We start from the raw sequence: 22,254 nt of genomic DNA, 5'->3' as shown, positions 1-22,254 counted from the left end.
TGTAATCCGTATATGAATTTAGACGTTACAGACTACTAATATATTTTAACATAATTAAACCGACTTTTCTCTTTCATAAATTAAGATATTTATGTCAACCTCTGTGGAAAGCCTGTCCATTTTCTTTATATTTTCAATATCTGCATGGCGGCTGTAGGGTGTCATGGTAAAAAGATTCAATATATCCCGTTTATCCTCCAGGTGGATCTCATAGCAAATATTTGTCTCCTCCAGGAGTTTAAAGCCTTCCCTTACGGTTCCCTTCTGTCCGATAACCTCCGGGGCTTCATACATGGTCTTTTTCAAACCGTAGAGATGCCGCGCACCCGGTACTGCCACCGCAAGCTTTCCCGAAGTTCTGAGAATCCGCCTGAATTCCTTCTCATCCCTGGGGGCAAATATACAGAATATATAATCCACCGAATTATTCAAAATGGGAATGTGATAATTGCTGGCAACCGCAAAGTGAATGCTCCTGTCCCTGCCTGCCGCATAATTTATTGCATCCCTTGACACATCAGTGCCGTAATAGCTTATTTCCTGTTGGCTGTACCGGCTCTTAAGCACAGCTTTCAGCCTGCTTATGTAGTAGCCCTCTCCGCAGCCCGCATCATACAGGTTGATGTTCCTGTCGGCCTCGTTCTTTGATAATTCAACCCTTGAGAGGTCTACAAGAGAATTTAACTTATCTGAAAATTTCTGATAGTAGCCCTTATCAAGAAAATCTCTTCTGCTTTGAAGCATTTCCTTGCTGTCCCCCGGATTTCCGGCCCCCGTATGGCCAGGGAGCAGCAGGTTCACATAGCCCTTCCTGGAAATATCAAAACTATGCCCGTTGGGACAAAAATATTGTTTCTCACCCTGCCTCAGAGCCCTCAGACAATTGGGGCACCTGAATATTGTTTTGTTCATAATTTGTTTATTTCCTTTATCAACTCTTCAACTGCATTTTCCTGCGGTATTTTTTTTACTATCCGTCCCTTTTTAAAAAGGAGAACTTCATTTGTTCCGCCTGCAATACCGATATCAGCATCCCTGGCTTCCCCCGGTCCGTTTACCGCACAGCCCATTATGGCAACCTTTATGTCCCTGTTCAGCCTGTCCAGTACCGGCTCGATTTCATTGACTATCCCAATGAGGTCTATTTTCGTTCTTCCGCAGGTAGGGCAGGAAACTACCTCTATACCTTCTTTGAGCAGGCCCAGGGACTTAAGTATCTGCTTTCCTGCTCTTATCTCCTCAACAGGGTCTCCCGTCAGCGAAACTCTGATGGTATCACCTATGCCTTCGGCCAGCAGGCAGCCTATGCCCACCGATGATTTGATGGTGCCCTTGTAAACAGTTCCTGCCTCGGTTACGCCCACGTGCAGAGGGTACGCCGTTTTCCCGGAAAGAAGTCTGTAGGCCGCAATGGTCATGGGAACGCTGGAAGCCTTAATGGATATTACTATATCGCCAAAGTCGGCGGCTTCAAGCATTGCGGCATGGCTCAAGGCACTTTCCACCATTCCTTCGGGTGTGACACCGCCGTATTTTTCGAGGATACTCTTTTCCACCGAGCCTGAGTTTACTCCGATCCGTATGGGTATCTGACGTTCCTTTGCCATATCCGCCACTGTTTTTACCCTGTCCTGCCCGCCTATATTGCCCGGATTCAGACGGATCTTGTCCACACCGTTTTTCATGCACTCCAGAGCCAGTCTGTAATCAAAGTGAATATCGGCAACCAGCGGTATTGAGATGGCTTTTTTTATCTCTTTTACAGCCTCTGCCGACTGGCTGTCTGGAACTGCAACCCTGACAATGCTGCAGCCTTCCTCCTCCAGTCTTTTTATCTGTTCCACCGTGGACTTTACATCTCTTGTATCGGTATTTGTCATGGATTGAACAGAAATAGGAGAATCTCCTCCTAAGAAGATATCTCCCACTTTTATTTTCTTTGTCTGTTTTCTCTGTATATAATTCTCCACAGCCGTCAACCTTCCTGTAATTATTGGTCTCCAATGGTCTGCACTAACCTTTTCCGATCCTCAGTATATCGTTGAAGGTAGCATATAACATGAGCATTATCAGAATTACCATACCAACCATGGTGATTAACGCTTCCTTTTCGGGATTGAGAGGCTTCTTTCTGATTCCTTCAATGAGCAGCAGTACAAGCTTGCTGCCGTCGAGAGCGGGGAACGGAATAAGATTTACCAGCCCCAGGTTTATACTAATCATGGTTGTAATAGACAAAAGTCTGATTACGGTTTCTTTGAGCGACTGGCTTTCTGCCACCTCATTGCTGATTGTAGTGGTAATACCCACCGGACCCATGAGTTCGCTTGCAGGAACCGTCCCTGTAAACAACCAGCCAAGGGAATAATATATTGACCTGGAAATGAATATGTTGTATTTCGCAGCTTCTTTTATTGTACTGCCGATACTGCCCTTTTCATGGACAAAATCAAGTATACCGATAGCGTAATATTCGGGATTTTTGCTTTTCAGGGGAACTACCGGCTTTAATTTCTGAAGCTCTCCTGCCCTCTCAACAAGTATATTCACATTTTTATCCTGATTCTGCTGCAGTATATCACGTATGTCTTTTCTTGTCCTTATATCGGCTCCGTTAATTTCAACTATCCTGTCATTTACCTTGAGCCCGGCCTTTATTGCAGGAGAATTGTCCGAAACAGCTTTAACTACATTTGAATCGGGCCCTTCAAGTTCATCCTGCAGGGGTGTGAAACCAAGTATAAAATTTTCTCTTTCGGGTGTCAGCTCAACTGTCTTTGATACGCCATTTCTCTCATATTGCAGTGTTATACTTTCGTTTGTAAGCGGGTAGGAAAATATTCCCAGGTCATTTACATTAAAAAGGGTTTTTCCGTTATACTTCTGAAGTTTGTCTCCAACCCGAAGGTCATACTTTTCTGCCGCCGAACCGGGTACAATATCCTTTATCTGTGTGGTAAAATAACCTGTCTGGGATATTATTATAAAGGCAAATACAAGTGCCGTAAGGATATTCATCAACGGCCCTGCAGCAATAATAGCAGCTCTCACGCCTATAGGCTTTTTATTATAAGCCCTGTCATCCTCCGAAGCTTCCTCCTCGCCCTCCATCTTGACGTAGCCGCCAAGGGGTATAAGCCTTAATGAATAAAGGGTTTCACCTTTCTGAAAGGAAAACAGCTTGGGCCCCATAAAAAGCGAAAACTCATTTACCCTTACCTTGAAAGCCTTTGCCACCATAAAATGGCCAAGTTCATGAATTATTATCAAAAAGCTCAGAGCTAATATTGCCAGTACAATTCCCATAGATTCCTCCGTTTGTTTTGTTTTTCAAGACTTGTTTCCTTAACCGTTTACTGCTTTTTCAGCCTGTGTTCTGGCCCAGTTGTCTACTTCTATTATATCATCCAGGCCTGGACAAATATTCACCTTATGTAACATCATTATCTTTTCAATTATTTCCGGAATAGCTGTAAAAGCTATTCTATTGTTTAAAAATGCCGACACGGCTGCTTCATTGGCCGCATTCATCGCGGCAGTCATTGTCCCGCCCGTTGACATGGCATCATACGCCAGCTGGAGACACCTGAAGGTTTTTGTATCAGGCTCTTCAAAGGTTAGCTGGGAACATTTCAAGAAATCCAGCCTTGAGAAATTATTCCCGCACCTGTCTGGATATGTGAGAGCCAGCTGAATAGGTATGCGCATATCGGGTGAACCCAGCTGCGCCATAACCGATCCGTCAACATATTCAACCATGGAGTGTATGATGCTCTGAGGGTGCACCAGCACCTGTATTTTATCCAGTTCCCTGCCAAAAAGCCATTTTGCTTCTATTACTTCCAGCCCTTTGTTCATTAGTGTCGCAGAGTCAACGGTTATTTTGCTCCCCATGCTCCAATTGGGATGTTTCAGGGCCTGTGCAGGGGTAATATCCCTAAGCTCCTCAAGCGTTCTGCCTCTGAAAGGCCCGCCCGAAGCAGTAATGATTATTTTCTCAACCTGTCTGTCGCTGTTGCCCATAAGACACTGGTAAATAGCCGAGTGCTCGCTGTCCACAGGGAATATTGCCACTCCCTGCTTTTTAGCCTCCTCCATAACCAATTGGCCGGCCGTTACAAGGGTTTCCTTGTTGGCCAATGCGATATTTTTTCTGTTTTTTATCGCATGCATAGTCGGAATAAGGCCGGCAGTGCCAACCACCGACGTCACCACAGTATCCGCCTCCTGTACTTCCACCACGCCAAGCATTCCTTCAAGGCCCGACAAAACCTGCACCTTCATACCCGCCAGCCTGGCTTTCAGTTCTGAGGCAAGCTCCCTGCTCCCAACCGAAACCAGCCGGGGTTTGAACTCATGAACCTGCTTTTCAAGTAAATCTATATTTGAATTTGCAGACATTGCTGCAACTTTTATTCCAAGATTTCTGGCAACATCCAATGTCTGTACACCTATAGAACCGGTCGATCCTATAATTGAAATTATCTTTGCCATTTAACCTCCACATCCCCAATGGAACAACAATATTAGGTCTTTCAGCCTTTAAAGAAAAGTACTGGTAGTCTGTAACATCTAAAACGTATATTGTCCGGCGAGGAAAATTTTTTCAGGACAAGGCGGAGAAGGGCGGAATAATCGCTTTATTCCAACGAAGTACTGCGAAGCAGTGCTTTTCGACAACGCAGTTCTGGGGAAATTTAACCGTCGGCAATGTATGAATTTAGATGTTACAGACTACTATTACATAATAAACTACCGGAGCAACGAACAATATACTGTCAAACCTGTCCAGAACTCCGCCGTGACCTGGCATGATACTGCCGTAATCCTTCACGTTCACATATCTCTTGACAGCAGATGCCGACCAGTCACCGATCTGGGAAATTACACCGCAGAACAGTCCCAGCAATACAAGTGCAGCCGTGGAAAGCTCAAGTCCAAAAAAGGACCTGGATATAAGTCCGAAGACGAACATCAGCGCCACACAGCCTAGAATGCCTCCGATTGCACCTGCCATGGTCTTATTCTTACTTATCTCGGGTACGATCTTTCTTTTCCCGAATAATCTTCCAAAGGTATATGCCATGGTGTCGGTGCCCCATGCTCCTATGAATATGAGCCAAATCAGCAGAATTCCAAAATCCATCTTCCTTATCAGAATCAAAAAGCTCATAAGGAAAGGCACATAGGCAATACCAAAGGCAGTTACACAGGCATCTATTATATTATATCTTTTATGCCCGAAAACAATAAAAGCCATACTTAAAAATATAACAACACAAACAGAAATTCCGGTCAAAATTCCCAGATCAAGTCTGTACCAACCTGTTTCCTCCAGCCCCAGCAATAAAAGCGGAATTATTGACAGGTAGCCCACCGGCTTTATGGGATGAATATTTTTCAGCTTGGCTGCAGAATTGTAAAACTCATACAACCCTATTGCTGCAATTATACTTACTACAACTCCCAATACGATAGATCCCAGATATAAAACTGCTATGAGCAGGATAAGTCCTACCAATGCACTGATAACTCTTGTTTTTAACATTATGCCTCCATGATTCCAACAGCACCCGGCTTTAATACGTCAGGACCGTTTGGGTTATTAAATCCGGCGTTATTGCTCCAGTCCGCCAAATCTTCTGTTTCTTTTTTCATAAGCTCTTATTGCTTCTGCAATATGGCTTCCGTTCACATCAGGCCATAATTCATTTATAAACCAGAATTCAGTATATGCACACTGCCATAAAAGAAAATTGCTTATCCTCTGTTCACCGCTGGTTCTGATAAGCAGATCCGGTTCTGGAATTCCGGCAGTATACAGGCAGCTTTCAAATTGTTTTTCATCTATTTCATCTATTTTTAAATTACCCGATTTAACCTTGACTGCAATTTCCTTGACTGCATGCAGCAGTTCAAGCCTTCCTCCATAATTAAGGCAAATATTTAAATTAAGGCCGTTATTAATGCCGGTCAGCTTTTCCACTCTGATAATTTCCTTCTGAAGTTCTTCCGGAAGACCTTTTACATCTCCTATTACCTTTATTTTTACATTGCTGCCGTCAAGTTCCTTTTCCGCATTCCGCAGGAACTCCACAAGCAGACTCATGAGGGCATCCACTTCACTTTTGGGACGCTTCCAGTTCTCTGTGGAAAAAGCGTATACCGTCAGATATTTTACGCCTGCCTCTGAACAATATATGACAACCTTTTTCAAAGCCATGGACCCTTCCCTGTGACCTACATTTCTGGGCAGACCCCTTTTCTTTGCCCATCTTCCGTTTCCGTCGGGGATAATGGCTATGTGCTTCGGAATTGAAGCAAACTCCTGCTTAACGTCTTTTTTTCGTCCCAACAACCGGGCAACACTGTCCCAAATACCCACACCGACCTCCATCTTCGTACACAGGCGTACCAAAGTACGCACAATAAAACAAATAGTATTTAAAATACCTGTATGTAAACTCTGTCCATATCCCGGCCGCTTTTAAAATAACCCCTCATTTAGAGGGGTTTGCATACCAGAATATTCAATTTATTTTCCGAAGTATTGACACGAAGTACCCGGAAAGAATCATCGTATTCCAAAATCTCCATTTTGGGAGGAGATGTAATTGTAATTTCCCCGATTTCAAAGCCTTCCTCCCGGGCCAGCTTAAAGGCATCTCCAAGCGTATACCCTATTAGCCGGTTCATACTTCCATTATTTCCTTATCTTTTGCTTCTACTATACGATCTATTTCGGCAATAAATTTATCGGTGAGATTTTGAATGTCCTTTTCAGCATCCTTTAAATCATCCTCGGTAATTTCACTGCTCTTCTTCTTGGCCTTCATATGCTCTATGGAATCTCTTCTTATAGCTCTGATGGCAACCTTGGCTTCTTCGCCTTCCTTTTTAACCGATTTGGTTAATTCCTTACGCCTCTCCTCTGTGAGGGCCGGGAAAACAAGACGGAGCATCTTTCCGTCATTATTGGGATTAATGCCGATATCAGATTTTTGAATTTCCTTCTCTATATCTTTAAGGAGCTTTGCTTCCCATGGCTGTATCAGAATAACTCTTGCTTCCGGTACTGACACAGTTGCAACCTGTTGAATAGGTGTTGGCGCGCCGTAATAATCAATGGTAATTTTATCAAGTATCTGGGGATTTGCTCTTCCTGCTCGGATGCCTGCAAGATTGTCCTTTAATACATTTATGGTCTTCTTCATCTTTTCTTCAATAGGTTTATAAAGCTCTTTATCCATAATACTCCTCCTAAAAAAATTTGTTGCCAATAAATAAAGATTATCTTCCTGAATATTCCCAGGAATAATTTATACATTCCCTATATATAATACAATTAATCACAAAGGATTTCAATATATTGTAGTACCAATCTCTTCACCCTTGACCGCCCTGATGATATTATCAGGATCATTCAATCCGAATACAAGCGTAGGTATTCCGTTATCCTTACAGAAGGAAGCTGCTGTCAAATCAATGGCACACAGATTTTTATTGAGATATTCCTGATAGCTGAGTTTGTTGTATTTAACGGCATCGGGATTTTTTGAAGGATCGGAATCATATATCCCATCAACATTTTTAGCCATAAGTATGGCTTGAGCATCAATTTCAGCCGCTCTGAGAGCTGCTGCCGTATCAGTTGAAAAATAAGGATTACCCATGCCGCAGGCAAATATTACGATTCTCTTCTTTTCCAGATGTCTTACGGCCTTTCTTCTTACATAGGGTTCGGCTATCTGTCTCATTTCAATGGCAGTCTGGACTCTCACCTGAATTCCCCTCGACTCAAGTGCATCCTGGAGCCCCAGTGAATTTATAACTGTTGCAAGCATCCCCATGTGGTCCGCTGTGGTCCTGTCCATGCCCTTACCGCTTCTGCCTCTCCAGAAGTTACCTCCGCCCACTACGATGGCAATTTCCACTCCCAGATTGTGTACTGCAAGAATTCTGTCGCATATTTCGTTAACAGTGTTGGTATCAATTCCATTGCCTTTTTCACCGGATAAAGCCTCTCCACTGATCTTCAACATTATTCTTCGATATTTTATTTCCGACATGGTTTTCCTCCGTTAGATAAATATATTATTTTTCCAAAAAAGGCCCTAATAAAAGGAACATACAAGCATATGTTCCAAAAGGGGCTGCCACAAAACAAACAGTTTATTTTGTTTTGCAACAGCCCCCTTTATTATTAACCGCCTATTTGTTTCATTACTTCATCAGCGAAGTTTTCTTCTTTCTTTTCTATACCTTCGCCTCTTTCAAATCTAACAAATCTTCTAACAGTGATATTTTCACCAATATGAGCTATTTTTTCCTTGATCAGCTGATCGACTGTAATATCAGGATCCTTAATGAAGGCCTGTTCCATCAAACATTTTTCACCGTAGTATTTATCGATTCTGCCTTCAACCATTTTATCAATGATTTTTTCAGGCTTTCCTTCGTTCCTGGCCTGTGCTCTTAAAATTTCCTTTTCAGCTTCCAATACCGAAGCAGGTACTTCTTCTCTTCTTACGAATTCAGGTTTGCTTGCAGCTATCTGCATTGCAATATCCTTGACCAATTGTTTGAATTCTTCATTCTTTGCAGCAAAGTCGGTTTCAATGTTTACTTCAACGAGAACACCAATTCTTCCGCCGCCATGTATATAAGATTCAACCAAGCCCTCAGCAGCAATTCTTCCCGCTTTGCTGGCGGCTTTGGCTATACCCTTTTCTCTCAAATACTCAACTGCCTTATCGGCATCGCCGTTTGTTTCTGTGAGTGCCTTTTTGCAGTCCATCATTCCGGCTCCGGTTCTTTCACGGAGCTGTCTTACCATTTCTGCAGTAATCATTTTTATCTCCATTTCCGACATAGGCCAATTGAATTACCCCATGTCATAAATGGGATAAACAATAATTTATCGCCTGTGCCATTAATTATTTAGTAATAGAATAATATACCCGAATAAAATATTAAGTTCATTATCGATTAAGACTAATTACCAGATTGTGTATTAAACACAATCCGGCAATATATCATTTCATACTAAATTATTCAGCAGCAGCTTCTACAACTTCCACAGCTTCAACTGTTTCAACAGCCTCAGGTGAAAGTTGTTCACCCTGACGGCCTTCGATAATAGCATCGGCTATTTTTGCTGCAATGAGCTTAACAGCTCTTATAGCATCGTCATTACCCGGAATTACGAAATCAACCTCATCAGGATCACAGTTTGTATCAACTATGGCTACAACCGGAATACCGAGCTTTTTGGCTTCAAGGATAGCATTTCTTTCCTTGCGTGGGTCAACAACGAACATTGCTCCCGGAATCTTCTTCATGTTCTTGATTCCGCCAAGGTTCTTTTCGAGATCTTCCATTTCCTTCTTAAGCTTGATAACTTCTTTCTTGGGAAGAACTTCAAAAGTTCCGTCTGCTTCCATAGCATTCAATTGGTTCAATCTGTCTATTCTCTTGCGAATAGTTTTGAAGTTGGTGAGCATACCGCCCAGCCATCTGTTGTTCACAAAGAACTGTCCGCTTCTGTCGGCTTCTTCCTTAATGGAATCCTGAGCCTGCTTTTTAGTTCCTACAAAGAGAACATCCTGTCCGTTCATTGCCACTTCTCTTATGAAGAAGTATGCGTCATCCACTTTCTTTACTGTTTTCTGAAGGTCAATGATGTAAATACCATTACGTTCTGTAAAGATGTATTCTGCCATCTTCGGGTTCCATCTTCTTGTTTGGTGACCGAAGTGGACACCTGCCTCCAAAAGTTGTTTCATTGAAATAACTGCCATATTAAAACACCTCCGTTAAAGTTAATACCTCCGCATCCCATGTTATCGTACAACTTAAATATTGACGATTTTATCATTTTACCGACACTTTAACAATTCAAGATGCGTGTGTATTTTTCCGCTAGCTAGTATACCACATAGTATGAAATTTATCAATCATTAAATATTAAAAGAAATATTAAAAATTTTGTTCCTGCCTATTCGGTTACAGTCTGGTCAGTCCGGGCCGGAATATATTTCTCATATTTCCGGCTGAGCACCCTGGCGTAAAAAGGCACCCCTCTTGTAACCCAGTCAAAGCACCAGGCAATCCATATACCCATAATTCCCAGGCTGGTGTACTTCACCAGCAGATATCCCAGCAGAACTCTTACAAGCCACATGCTCAGTATTGATACCACAGTCACATACACAACATCGCCGGTACTTCTGAGACAAGCCGGTATAATAAAGGCGGCAGGCCAGAATATAGGTATGCAGGCCAGAGTCAGATAGGTTATGTGCAGTGCCATGGTCAACACATCATCAGCAGGCTGATAAAGTTTGAGGATATGGGACGAAAATGGCAGGAAAAGCAGTGAAACCCCACCAAGTAAAATCATTGCATATAATGTGAGCCTGTTGATCATTTTCTTAAGTTCCTGCTTGTCGCCTGCTCCCGCATAGTAGCCTATTATGCTGACAGCAACTATGGAAACGGCACCTCCGGGAATGTTTATAATTGAATTCAGCGAACCTGCAATACTGTTGGCCGCAAGGGAAGCCGTTCCAAGGGACGCCACAATTGCCTGAACCAGCAGCTTGCCTCCGTTAAACACAAGACTGTCCAGGCCCGCAGGAACCCCTATATATAAAACAGGCTTCATTATGTTGAAGGATACCTTGAAGGAAGCCGACCTGATATGTATTTTGGGGCTCCCCAGCAAATGGAAGAGCAATACCACCGCACCCACAAGTCTGGCCGAAATCAGGCCCAGGCCTGCGCCCAGCACTCCCAGGTCAAGCTTGAAGATACATATGGCTCCCACGCCGAGATTTACAAGGTTGGAAATAACTATTGACGTCATTGAAGCAATAAAATTATTATTGGCACGCAATACACCTGTAAAAACATTAAATAGTCCCAACAGGGGATATGATATTGCTGAGCAGACCAGATATGTCCAGGCCGCCGATTTTACAACCGGTTCGGCTCCTCCGAACATGAATCCAATGATTTGCTGTCCGAAAACAAAGAGTCCCAAGCCTGTCAAAGCAGAGAGTAAAAAAACCGATACGATTGATTGCGCTGCCGTATTTGAAGCCTTTTCCTGGTTGCCCGCACCCAGATGCTGTGCAATTACTACTGTCGCTCCCGTTGCTACCGAAAGAAACAGATTCATTGCGACAAAGTTGATGGAATCCACGATACCCACGGCTGATACTGCAAAAGCTCCAAGTCCGCTTACCATCATGGTGTTGACAACCCCTATAGCTGTGGAAAGAAACTGCTCAACAAATGCAGGAAAGAAGAGACGCATCAGTTCTTTTTTAGAAAACAATTATATCACGGCCTTTAATATAAAATTGCATAAACTAGTGTGTAAATAAAATTTTGTATAATGTATAAATTTTTATGCATTTTATAATTGTAAATCTATAGAAGAATAACCTCAACCGATGAATACCTGTCTACCGGCTGTTATATTGTGAAATCCTTCAAAATGCTGACATTTATTAAAGATTCCAAAGTATTTAACCACCTTCGAAAGAGTACGGCAAATATTAACCCTCAACATTTTCTGGACAATAACGCTTTATTTTTTTTGTTGTGGTTTTAATAAATTCACTTTCACGCAGCGTAAATTTCCTTATGCGCCTGTATATGGGCAGATCTTTATTTATACTTTTTACAATCTCATTAAACAGCTTCAGCAGTTCATCCTTCGTCAGACTTACTCCCTTGAACTTTTCCTTTATATATTCAAGGTTTGGCAATATATGCGCATGAATATGCGTTTCTCCTGTTGTCCGGTCAATTTCACCCGAAACAAGGGATTCCTGTACACAGGGATTCTTGTTTATGGAAGCTTCCAATTCCTCTGGGTATACATTTTTACCGTTATTTGTAATAATGATATTTTTACTTCTTCCGGTTATATATACATAACCGGACTTGTCCACCATTCCGAGATCACCGGTATGGAACCAGCCATTAATAAGATTTCTGCCGGTTTCTTCCTCATCCTTGTAATAGCCCAGCATAACATTTTCACCTTTTACAAGGATTTCACCCACACCATTTTCATCAGGATTGTTTATTTTAACTTCCACACCCGGCAAGGCTTTACCCACACTGCTGTCCCTGTACTCATGATCCCTGTTTCCCGTGACCAGAGGAGCACATTCGGTCAGACCATACCCCTGTAAAACCTTTATACCCATACGTCTGAATCCTTTGGAAACAGAGGGGTCTATTGCCGCGGCACCGGTCAATATGAGCCTCAGCCTTCCTCCTACGTTGTCATGCACCTGCTTGAATACCCTATTGGCAATGTCAATACGGAAGAGATGATTTAATATGGCTGTTATAATTAAAGCCAGCTTGAGCTTCAACCTGCCGAATTTTTGTTTTCCAGCCTGGGTCCATATCTTCTTATAGAGATTTTCCAGTATCAAGGGCACGACTACAAGAACTGTAGGCTTCATTTCCTTCAAATTCCTGGCTATATGCTTTAAACCTTCATTGAAGGATATTGTGGCTCCCGAATAAATAAAGGCCAGAAACCCGATAGTGCATTCATAGGTGTGATGCATGGGAAGAATGGACAAAGAAGTATCATTTGTATCAACCAGAACGGTTGAACGTACTGAAACCACATTTGAACAAATATTTCTGTGACTCAGCATCACTCCCTTGGCAAGTCCGGTGGTCCCGGAGGTGAACAGCAGCACTGCCAGGGCATCCATGTCTATTTCCGAGTCAACATAATCAAGATTGCCTGAAGCTAAAAGTTCTTTTCCCCTCTCAACAAGACTTTTAAAGGACAAATAAAAATCACTGTCCTGGCTTTCATCCATGTTTATAAAATATTTTACAGACGGTACCGTGGTTGAAAGCTTTTTCATGCTGTCGTTATGCTTGCCGGAGTATATGATGGCATCGGCATTACATCTGCCGAGAATATTATTTATTTCAGAAACGTGCAGCTCTCTGTCTATTGGAACGACAATACCGGTTCCATTTGTAACAGCCAGATATGACACACACCATTCATACCTGTTTTCTCCAATAACCGCTATGCATTTGTCCTTGAGACCAAGCTCCAGCAATGCAGTACCCAATGCGTCAACATCGGTTTTAAACCGGGAATAGCTGATATTCTCATTAACCCCTCTGTTATTTACAATAAACGCAGCCTTGTTTCCATACAGAAAAGTGCTTTGATTTAACATATCTTTCAAATTTACCACAGTTCTTACATTATATAGTGCCTGTTTTCCCATGTTTACACCTCATATATTCAGGTTAAGAGTATCAATATAAATGAACTATAGCATACTAAAATATATCAGGCAATTAAACTTTGAAATTTATTTTATTGCTGCCAAACGGCCTGCAATTTTTACTTGTTTAAAAATCGCAGGCCGTCAGAAATTAACTAATTATCTTTTTGTATCAGTATTACTTTTCCGGTAATTCTACCCACCTCATCCCTGGTGAATTGGACAACGTATTTTTTGCCTTCCTTTTCGGTCACAAACAGATTTTTTGAAATACCATTCTGCCCTTTTTCAAAAAAAGAATCCACACCGCCTTTAAGTTCTTCCTCAAGTTTCTTTTCCTGTAAATTTCTGCTTTTAATGCCGGAATCAGCTGAACATTAGTTTCTTTAAGTTTTATTGTATTAAAGCACAGGCCTGCCTTTATAATCATATTGAAGTTCTGCAAATTGATTAAACCGTCTTACACTCTTGAGCTCCAGATCCATTTCAATATCGTTTTCCTTGAATAACGGAATTCCTCTGCCAATCAGTGCCGGGGCAACAGTTATAATAAATCTGTCTACCAATCTTTCCTTTATGAAGCAGTAAAGAAGCTCCCCTCCGCCAACAATCCAGATATCCCCGCCTTCCTGTCCTTTAAGGTTTTTCACCAAGGCCGGTATTTCCTCATCCGTAAACTCGACATACTCATTTTTTCCCTTCAGACTTTTTGAAAAAACATAACATTTTTTACCCTTGTAAGGAAAGTTTCCATTTTCATGTCTCATAATCCAATCATATGTCCGTCTGCCTAAAAGGACGGTGTCAATTGTCTCGTAAAACCCGCCATAACCATTATCCCCTTCACCTTCTGTTTTCAACAGCCATTCAAGTGATTCACCCTCATCTGCAATGAATCCATCCAAGCTCACGGCAATATATAGAATTAGTTTTCTGTTTGTCATATAACCTCTCCCATTTGAAAATATATTTGTTTTTAGCCTATATCCGGTATAGCTTATAACCATTTATTTCAATATGCATTACCCTCTATTGACAATGTACAATACGTTGTCAATAGAGGGTAAACATACAATAAATAAATTATACAACACTTGCCTATACAGTACTATTATATTTAACCTATTTTGCCTTTGCCCTTGAATATATTTTCAGCATAAGCCTTGCTATTGAATAGGATGCCTGGGTTAACATCTGCGGAGAAGAACGGATGGCCTCCTCTAAAGTCATAGGAGAAATTATATTGCTAAATGCAGCGTCAACTCCATGTTCATATATTTTCTGATATCCTTCCATCAATGAACCTGATAGACAGACTACAGGCACACCATACTTTGCAGCCACTTTGGCAAGTCCCGCAACAACCTTGCCATTTGCTGTCTGGCTGTCGGTCCTGCCCTCTCCGGTTATGAGCAAATCACAATTCCTGACGGCCTCCTCAAAATTACAGCTGCTGACAACCATATCTATGCCGGAGCACAACCTGGCGTTGTTCAAAAAAGCCAGCAGGCCGCCGCCAAGGCCTCCGGCGGCACCGCTTCCCGGAATGGCGGCAATATCTTTGCCAAGATCTCTTTTGATAACTTCGGCAAAGTGCCTCAACCCTTTGTCAAGAAACTGTATTGTTTCTGCATCGGCACCTTTTTGAGGTCCGTATATATAAGCAGCTCCGTCTGGCCCGTATAATGGATTATTTACATCGCAGGCAGTTATGATCTCAATTCCGTCTATTTCTTTTATAAAGCCACTTGAATCAATTCCTGCCACTTCACACAAATATTTTCCGCCCTGACCCAACAGTTTATTTTGCCTGTCGTAGAATTTATATCCCAGGGCCTGCGCCATCCCCATACCGCCATCATTGGTCACACTTCCACCGATGCCCAGGTTTATTTTTCGGCACCCAAGATTTCTGGCAGCCAATATCAATTCCCCCACACCGTATGTGGTTGTGTACAGAGGGTTGAGTTCCTCTTTTTTGACCAGCATGATTCCTGAGCATGCGGCCATTTCAATGACAGCTGTTTTTCCATCCCCTGAAATGCCGAAAAAGGAGTCCATTTCCTCCATAAACGGGCCATGAACCCGCTGTTTTATTATTTTACCGCCGGTTGCGGCAACAATAGCCTCAACCGTGCCCTCACCGCCATCGGCAGCGGGAATCTTTATTACCTCGATATCTTTATCGGCCTGCTTTATACCGGCTTCTATAAATTCAGCCACTTCCAGAGCAGTCAGATTACCTTTAAACGAATCAGGTGCAACCACGATTTTCATTGAATCATCCTTTCACCCTCTTACAGGTTCACTACATTTACCGGACTGCCTGATAAAAACGCCTTCAGATTATCGACTGCGATGTTCATCAGCCTGTTTCTGGATTCCCTTGGTGCCCAGGCTATATGGGGTGTAATAATGCAATTTTGGGCTTTGAGCAATACATTGCCGCTGCCGATGGGCTCGGTCGACACAACATCCAGTGCCGCTCCTGCCACCTTTCCGGAATTAAGAGCCTCCGCCAGGTCCTGTTCCACTACCAGGGGACCTCTGGACGTATTTATGATCATTACCCCATCCTTCATTTTTGCAATATTTGTTTTATTTATTATGCCCTGGGTTGAAGGAAACAGCGGACAGTGCAGTGAGATAACGTCCGACCCTGCAAACAGTTCATCCAACCGGGCATATTTCAGCCCGTCATTTTCCAGTTTGGGATCGAAAAACTGGTCATAGGCCAGCACCTTCATACCCATGGCCTGAGCAATCCTGGCAGCTGCCTGCCCTATTCTGCCAAAACCGATAATGCCGAAGGTTTTACCGGCAAGTTCAACCAGAGGATAATTCCAGTAGCAGAAATCAGGACATTTCGTCCAATCACCCTTATGTACACTGTCACTGTGGGCTCCCACATGATGACAAAGCTCTAAAAGCAGTGCAAAAGCGAATTGAGCCACTGCAGCAGTACCATAGGTAGGTATATTTGTCACAGGTATGCCTCTGGACTTTGCGTACTCGGTATCAACCACATTATAGCCTGTGGCCAGTACACCTACAAACCTTATTTCAGGGCACCTGTCAAAGGTTTCCCTTGTAAGCGGTGTCTTGTTTGTAAAAATAATTTCAGCATTGCCGATCCTCTCAACAATCTTATCTGCCGGAGTCCTGTCATATACCGTCAGTTCTCCGTGCTCCTCCAATCCCGACCAGCTGATGTCACCCGGATTAAGAGTATATCCGTCCAGTACTACTATTTTCATAATCGCCCTCCTCGTAATAACCTGCAAGAACAAAACCGCTGCGCAACTTTGTTCTTCGCTGTGGATAAATCTGCAAAGATTATGCTATATGTGACCTCAAACTCTTGACCAGGCCAGATCCAGTACTCTCTTTGCATTTGCCACGACAATATCCGGCTCCTCATCGCCCCAGGGCTTTACCTCAAAGCTGACTATGGGCCTGCGCTCTTCGCTGATGAAACCGATCTGCATCAGTATTCTCAAATATGCCGTCAATTCATCCACATCATTTTCCGAATCGGGAAAGCCGAAACGCGGATGTGTATCTCCATAGGCCTCGCAGGATGGATCCTTTATGACGGTGTTGCCCATATGTGCGTGTATTATATAGTCTTTTATGGGAAGCAGATTTTCTTCAAGTGTTTCATGAATCATCGGGATATGGGACAGGTCCACCATTAAACCGAAATTATCAAATTCCGAAGTTATGTCCCGTGCAAATCGTTCTGCAAGCTCAACAGGGCCGATAATGGACTTCTTGTCTATATCGTAGTCAAAGACTTCCAGCGCTACCTTCATACTGCCCTTGCTCCTGGCATAGCTGCACAATTCCTTTGTAGATTTAATCAAAGCCTGATAGGACTGCTCCTTTGTTTCCTCCAGATATTTGCCTGACAAAAAGGCAAAGCCTGAAGCTCCCATTTCATACGCCTCATCAATTCCCTCCTTCAGATTTGCAACAGCTGCCATCCTTTTGCTCTCATCCAGGTCGTTTATATTCATACCGGTAGTGAGCAATCTGGGCTGTCCCCCGTAAGCCACCGTCATGTGGGAACTGTCCAGCATTTTCCTGACATTCTTTCTTGTCTGCGGGTCTTTGATCCAGGTTAACTCGATTGCATCAAAGTAACTGTCTGCAGCAATCTTTTTCACAGTCTCTTCAATAGGCCCTTCACCTTTCATTGTGGCGGGATAGGCCATAAAATGAATCAGGCCCACCTTCATATACTTTTTTATGGATTCGTACATATTAACTATCATTCCTTTCGCTGTGCTCAAGGCACAAAAAGTGATGAAAACTTATATCCTTTATCGCAATGTAGCGAATGAAGGAGGTTAATTGGCCATGCACACTAGGCTTCCTCGCCCCTTGCAAGCTTGACATGGGAATCTGCCATTTCATACCCTGCCGCCTGGGCACAGGCAGTGTTCAACTCAAGCGCCGTTACGGCTGTTGCCGCAATTTCAGCCAATCTCAGTACATTCACATTATCGTCCACACTCTTTCCGAAGCCTCCGCAGCCGATGAGCCTTAAGGCTTCCTTTGCAGTTCCGAACATCGTGCCCCCTCCGATGGTTGCCAGCTCCATGCAGGGCAGGGAAACCATAAAATGGACACCGCCTTCGGCTGCATCAGCCTGCACAAAGCAGCTGGAGGAGGAAATGACATGTGCCAGATCCTGTCCGGTGGCCGCGTAAAATGCCGCCACCGCATTTGCCGCATTTACGTTGAAGCCGGCTATGGTTCCGCTGTAGCAGGAGCCCAGATAACATTTATGGAAAACAGTCTTCTCAACACTTCTGGCGTTTACTCCCTTTTTAAATACGGCCTTTAAAACCTCATCCGGAATGAATACCTCAGTCTGTATGGATTTTCCGCGGCCGTTCAATACATTGATATGGGAGGATTTTTTATCCGAGCAAAGATTACTGCTTATGGTTATAAGCTTCCATTGGGGCATTTTTGCCAGAATCCCTCTTGTAATATCTGCCGAAGCTTTTGTCACACCGTTCATCCCCATTGCATCACCTGTTTTAAAGGTCATTCTCAAGAATACTTTGGTACCCAGCTGATAGGGATCGATCTGCTCAAGCCGTACAAAGGGGTCCCTTGACAGCACGGCCAGTTCCTTGAACAGCACCTTATCCGTTACTATCTGCCTGCAGAATCTTCTGGCCTCGGCGATATTGGGAGCTTCTATCAAAGGTGCTCTGGTCATTCCGTCAAAATGCACCAGTGTGTTCAGCCCTCCTGCCATATTAATCGCCTTGATTCCCCTTTGAACTCCCGCAACCAGAGCTGCCTCGTTGGTGGCAAGCGGAATATATACCTTTTCATCCACAAACTGTCCGTTGATTTTTACAGGGCCGGCTATTCCCATGGGTATAGTGGCCGCACCTATTTTCCCTTCAATTCCGGCCAGGATTCTGTCCCCTCCAACCAGTGAACAGTTGTCCAGGCGGGTATTTTTTATAATATCAAGGCTGGCTCCCGTTGCTTCCTCAACTGCTTCACAACGGACATAAGCCGCATCATTGCATGCTTCCCTTATATTTTCCGGATCTGCTCCATAGACTTGGGTGAAAATGGCACTCTCAAGGTTCTGGCTTTTAATATCTCCGGATATGTATTTTTTCTTTATGTCCAACAACTTTGCATTCATTTTTAAACCTCTCCCCCTTTATAACTCCGGCTCTTTTAGAGCCTGTTTAATATCTGCTTGTGTCCGGCATCTCAGGTGGATTTTGTGTCAGGCAAGGCAAATTTTCGAAGTAATAATTTGTTTATTGCAAGAAAATTTAACGTGGCATGGCGCAAAATCAGCCAGAATGACGGGTACAATGAGATATTGAACAGGCTCTTATACACATCTGCTGTGCAAAAGTGTGCTCAAGGTTTGAGCATACTCCCCTGCCTCATAAATCTGTTTCAGATCTATTCCTGTTTCAATTCCCATTCGGTGGAACATCTCCACCAGTATTTCAGTCTGACAGTTTCCCTTGGCACCGGGTGCATAAGGACAGCCTCCAAGGCCTCCGGCTGCGCCGTCAAATATTCTGATACCGGCCTCGAAGGATGCCAGGTTATTTGCAAATTCAAGACCGTGGTATTTATGATAGTGAACAGCAAGCTTTGCTCCGGTAAGTTTTTCGTTTATCATTTTTGGGATTTCATATGCCGAAACCGGATTTGCCATTCCGGTTGTATCTCCAAGTGAAATTTCATAAGAGCCGTACTCTTCCAGTTTCAATGCTATCTCAAGAGCCCTTTTGGGACTCATTTCCCCTTCGATGGGACACCCGAAGACAGTTGCTATATATGAACGTACCTTAACACCGTTTTTTGCCGCAACTTTATTTATTTGTTCTATTTCTTTAAGAGAATCTCCGGTACTCATGTTAAGGTTCTTTTTATTGTGGCTTTCACTGGTACTCATGATGGTGACCACTTCCTTCAAGCCGCATTCCATAGCTAATTCAAGCCCTCTCAAATTAGGGATCAATGCGTTATATGTGACACCTTCCTTTTTTCTTATGCCGGCCAGAACTTCCTTGCTGTCGGCCATCTGAGGCACCCACCTGGGATGTACGAAGGAAGTGACCTCTATTCTTTTGCATCCCGCATCCGTCAGCCTATTTACCAGTTCAATCTTCTTTTCAGTAGGTATGAATACCGGTTCGGGCTGCAGGCCGTCCCGGGGACCCACCTCAAAAATACTGACCTCTTTGCAGTTGTGATTTGCTATCATCTTTACACCTTCTTTTTCTATATTAAAGCTCAAAAATTATTCTTCCTGTTACACCTCTGAAATCGGCTATGGCCTGCTCAAAATTTTCAAGCTCTGTTACCTTCCCAATGTAATTGTCCAACCCGATCCTGCCGGTGCTCAATATGGACAGTACGGTTTCCCAGCTTTCGAACATCCTCCTGCCGAATATCCCGGTAACATTCAGTTCCTTGTACACCACACCGTACATATAATTGTTAAAGGTCAGCGGCTTTGGCACCATTCCCACATGAACAAGGGTTCCTGCCACCTTTAAAGCCTCAACGCTCTTATTTATTACGTCTTCGTTTCCGGTCATATCTATGATTGAAGCAACCCCTACTCCATTTGTTTCCCTCATTATAGCCTGCACAAAATCCTCCCTGGAACCATTGATGGCCACATCTGCACCAAGGCGTCTGCTCTCTGCAAGCCGCAGCTCATTATTGCCCATGGCAAAGATTTTGGTACTGCCTAAAAATTTTGCAAGCTCAACAGCCATCAATCCGATGGTGCCCATTCCCAAAATGGCTGTGCTGCTGCCGGAGGGATTTGCTTTTGAAAGGGCGTGCATGGCTGTGGTAAAAGGTTCCAGCAGTGCACCCTGCCTGTAGGTTATGGAATCGGGAAGTTTAACTGCCGCTATTTCAGGAATTTTTATGTATTGGGCAAAACACCCGTCGAAGCTCCTGCCTATCACGCCCATATTGTTCCTGCAGATGTGCTGGTTGCCGGTCCTGCAGGTATTGCAGCAGCCGCAGGGAATATGTGTCTCACCCGCAACCCTGTCCCCCGCCCTGATTCCCTTTACATCCGCACCTACTTCAACCACAATCCCTGAAAATTCATGGCCCATGGTAAACGGCAGTTTATAATGGGCATTCTGGACCAGCTGCGTCCATTCATATACATCCACATCCGACCTGCACAGGGCGGCTGCCTTGACCTGTACAAGGACTTCATTCCTCCCGGGCCTGGGAATTTCCAACTCAACAAACTGTGCTCCGGGCTTTCCGGCTGTTTTTTGTATGGCTTTCATAGAAACCCCCTTTCTTAAATTTTACAAAACAGGCTGTTTCATAATAAGATAATGTAACAGCCGTTTTTGTATGGAATACTAAAAAATCATCTGTTTCTTTCAAGAGTTGCATCAGGTTCAAAACCCAATTTTTCATAGTGCGAAGATCTTGTGGCAATATCCTCTTCCAGCTGCAATCTGGCAAATTTAATGACATCTTCGGCAACTTCATATGGTATGACCAGAACACCGTCATCATCTGCGCATATGATATCTCCTGGTTTTACGGTCACTCCCGCACAATGAACCGGTATGTTTCTGGCTCCTCCGCGGGCACGTCCGTATACATGGTTGTAGGTTCTCTGGGTGCAGAATACATTTGCCTTTTCAAGATTAGTTTCATATGAGTCTCTGCAGGCCCCATCTATTACAGCACCTTCAATTCCCCTTATCATCATGTTCATTGCTATTTCCGAGCCCCATATTCCTCCCACGATGCCTTCCATGTCAATGACCACAACCATGTCCTTTGCATTTTCGGGTGTGATATCGTTTACGAAGGAGTATATGTTTTCACATTCCCTGGTCAATTCTTCCTTGTATTCCGCAACTGTTTTACACTGCTTATTGGGAGTCTGTTTAGGAAGCAGTTTTACCGTATAGGCAAAACCTTTAAATTCCATTCCGGGCCTTAAAGGTTTCATGTTTGGGTTCATTGAACCGACATTCACCATTCCCAGGGCATCCATGGCATCGGATAAATCCGCACATCTGTACTTTCTTAATTCGTTGATCAGTTCAGTTCTTGTCATAATAAAAATCCCCTCTCAATTTTTATAATACTCTCGAAAACTCCAATAGCTTTCGAGCTCTATGTTTTAAGATGCAATTTTCTTCTCGCACCTCTAACATTCTCCAGTTTTTTACTTTAAATTTTCCAACAACATTTACCAGTAGTAACCATATATGGTTACTGTACACCTTGACATTAGCTTCCAAAAATTTGAAAACCACAGCGTATGGTATTAATTGCCATAACACTGGTTTTGGAGGCTATATTAATGTTGTGTAATTGGAACTCTCATGTAGACTATCAAAAGAAACTTCTGCTGGATTTGATTCTGTTTTCTGAAATTGAAAAAAGCAGGGTGGTCTCTTTGGAAAAG

22 protein-coding genes are annotated in these 22,254 nt (G+C 43.3%); all 22 read right to left on the bottom strand.

Features of this window, described 5'->3' with window-relative positions; translation table 11 throughout:
- Positions 1–54 precede the first annotated feature (54 nt).
- On the bottom strand, positions 55–912 hold the full coding sequence (locus tag T344_RS0115695) for a putative RNA methyltransferase (protein WP_084331253.1): 858 nt from the start codon (positions 910–912) through the stop codon (positions 55–57).
- Positions 909–1,970, bottom strand: coding sequence for a flavodoxin-dependent (E)-4-hydroxy-3-methylbut-2-enyl-diphosphate synthase (ispG, locus tag T344_RS0115690; RefSeq protein WP_034861788.1), 1,062 nt, complete (start codon positions 1,968–1,970; stop codon positions 909–911). The genes T344_RS0115695 and ispG overlap by 4 nt, the downstream gene beginning before the upstream one ends.
- Before the next feature lie 43 nt (positions 1,971–2,013).
- Positions 2,014–3,306 (bottom strand): RIP metalloprotease RseP, encoded by a 1,293-nt coding sequence (gene rseP / locus T344_RS0115685; RefSeq protein ID WP_027629500.1) that lies wholly within the window; start codon positions 3,304–3,306, stop codon positions 2,014–2,016.
- 39 nt (positions 3,307–3,345) lie between these two features.
- Positions 3,346–4,494: a 1-deoxy-D-xylulose-5-phosphate reductoisomerase gene (locus tag T344_RS0115680; RefSeq protein WP_027629499.1), complete on the bottom strand. Its 1,149-nt coding sequence runs from the start codon at positions 4,492–4,494 to the stop codon at positions 3,346–3,348.
- Positions 4,495–4,720: 226 nt separating this feature from the next.
- The gene (locus T344_RS0115675; protein ID WP_027629498.1) at positions 4,721–5,548 is read right to left on the bottom strand and encodes a phosphatidate cytidylyltransferase; all 828 of its coding nucleotides are present in this window, start codon (positions 5,546–5,548) and stop codon (positions 4,721–4,723) included.
- 69 nt (positions 5,549–5,617) lie between these two features.
- Complete coding sequence (locus T344_RS0115670) at positions 5,618–6,385, bottom strand: isoprenyl transferase (protein ID WP_027629497.1); 768 nt, start codon at positions 6,383–6,385, stop codon at positions 5,618–5,620.
- Between the two features lie 119 nt (positions 6,386–6,504).
- Positions 6,505–6,696, bottom strand: coding sequence for a hypothetical protein (locus tag T344_RS28430; protein ID WP_051571936.1), 192 nt, complete (start codon positions 6,694–6,696; stop codon positions 6,505–6,507).
- Positions 6,693–7,250 carry a ribosome recycling factor gene (gene frr / locus T344_RS0115660; RefSeq protein ID WP_027629496.1) on the bottom strand — a complete coding sequence of 186 codons (558 nt, stop codon included), beginning with the start codon at positions 7,248–7,250 and terminating at the stop codon, positions 6,693–6,695. Before frr ends, T344_RS28430 begins: the two co-directional genes overlap by 4 nt.
- 111 nt (positions 7,251–7,361) lie before the next feature.
- Positions 7,362–8,069, bottom strand: coding sequence for a UMP kinase (gene pyrH, locus T344_RS0115655; RefSeq protein ID WP_027629495.1), 708 nt, complete (start codon positions 8,067–8,069; stop codon positions 7,362–7,364).
- Positions 8,070–8,203: 134 nt separating this feature from the next.
- On the bottom strand, positions 8,204–8,851 hold the full coding sequence (gene tsf / locus T344_RS0115650) for a translation elongation factor Ts (protein WP_027629494.1): 648 nt from the start codon (positions 8,849–8,851) through the stop codon (positions 8,204–8,206).
- Positions 8,852–9,050: 199 nt separating this feature from the next.
- Positions 9,051–9,800: a 30S ribosomal protein S2 gene (gene rpsB, locus T344_RS0115645; protein ID WP_027629493.1), complete on the bottom strand. Its 750-nt coding sequence runs from the start codon at positions 9,798–9,800 to the stop codon at positions 9,051–9,053.
- A gap of 197 nt (positions 9,801–9,997) precedes the next feature.
- Positions 9,998–11,341, bottom strand: a complete 1,344-nt coding sequence (locus T344_RS0115640; RefSeq protein ID WP_027629492.1) for an MATE family efflux transporter — start codon at positions 11,339–11,341, stop codon at positions 9,998–10,000.
- A 223-nt stretch (positions 11,342–11,564) separates the two neighbouring features.
- Positions 11,565–13,286, bottom strand: a complete 1,722-nt coding sequence (locus T344_RS0115635; RefSeq protein ID WP_027629491.1) for an AMP-dependent synthetase/ligase — start codon at positions 13,284–13,286, stop codon at positions 11,565–11,567.
- A 155-nt stretch (positions 13,287–13,441) separates the two neighbouring features.
- Positions 13,442–13,591 carry a hypothetical protein gene (locus tag T344_RS30430; RefSeq protein WP_207641846.1) on the bottom strand — a complete coding sequence of 50 codons (150 nt, stop codon included), beginning with the start codon at positions 13,589–13,591 and terminating at the stop codon, positions 13,442–13,444.
- 96 nt (positions 13,592–13,687) lie between these two features.
- Positions 13,688–14,230 carry a dihydrofolate reductase family protein gene (locus T344_RS0115625; RefSeq protein WP_027629490.1) on the bottom strand — a complete coding sequence of 181 codons (543 nt, stop codon included), beginning with the start codon at positions 14,228–14,230 and terminating at the stop codon, positions 13,688–13,690.
- A gap of 178 nt (positions 14,231–14,408) precedes the next feature.
- Positions 14,409–15,563, bottom strand: coding sequence for a glycerate kinase family protein (locus T344_RS0115620; RefSeq protein WP_027629489.1), 1,155 nt, complete (start codon positions 15,561–15,563; stop codon positions 14,409–14,411).
- A 20-nt stretch (positions 15,564–15,583) separates the two neighbouring features.
- Entirely contained in the window at positions 15,584–16,543 is a 960-nt protein-coding gene (locus tag T344_RS0115615) for a D-2-hydroxyacid dehydrogenase (protein WP_027629488.1), read from the bottom strand.
- A 96-nt stretch (positions 16,544–16,639) separates the two neighbouring features.
- Complete coding sequence (locus T344_RS0115610) at positions 16,640–17,551, bottom strand: sugar phosphate isomerase/epimerase family protein (protein WP_027629487.1); 912 nt, start codon at positions 17,549–17,551, stop codon at positions 16,640–16,642.
- 104 nt (positions 17,552–17,655) lie between these two features.
- Complete coding sequence (locus T344_RS0115605) at positions 17,656–18,966, bottom strand: hypothetical protein (RefSeq protein WP_051571934.1); 1,311 nt, start codon at positions 18,964–18,966, stop codon at positions 17,656–17,658.
- Positions 18,967–19,164: 198 nt separating this feature from the next.
- Positions 19,165–20,085, bottom strand: coding sequence for a hydroxymethylglutaryl-CoA lyase (locus T344_RS0115600; RefSeq protein ID WP_242842093.1), 921 nt, complete (start codon positions 20,083–20,085; stop codon positions 19,165–19,167).
- The gene (locus T344_RS0115595) at positions 20,075–21,109 is read right to left on the bottom strand and encodes an alcohol dehydrogenase catalytic domain-containing protein (protein WP_027629484.1); all 1,035 of its coding nucleotides are present in this window, start codon (positions 21,107–21,109) and stop codon (positions 20,075–20,077) included. The genes T344_RS0115600 and T344_RS0115595 overlap by 11 nt, the downstream gene beginning before the upstream one ends.
- An 86-nt stretch (positions 21,110–21,195) precedes the next feature.
- The gene (locus T344_RS0115590; protein ID WP_027629483.1) at positions 21,196–21,900 is read right to left on the bottom strand and encodes an RraA family protein; all 705 of its coding nucleotides are present in this window, start codon (positions 21,898–21,900) and stop codon (positions 21,196–21,198) included.
- Positions 21,901–22,254 lie beyond the last annotated feature (354 nt).

Source organism: Ruminiclostridium cellobioparum DSM 1351 = ATCC 15832 (genome assembly GCF_000621505.1).
Lineage (GTDB): Bacteria > Bacillota > Clostridia > Acetivibrionales > DSM-1351 > Ruminiclostridium > Ruminiclostridium cellobioparum.
Note: the sequence above shows the minus strand (reverse complement) of the source record. Positions and strands in the feature narration are given on the sequence as shown.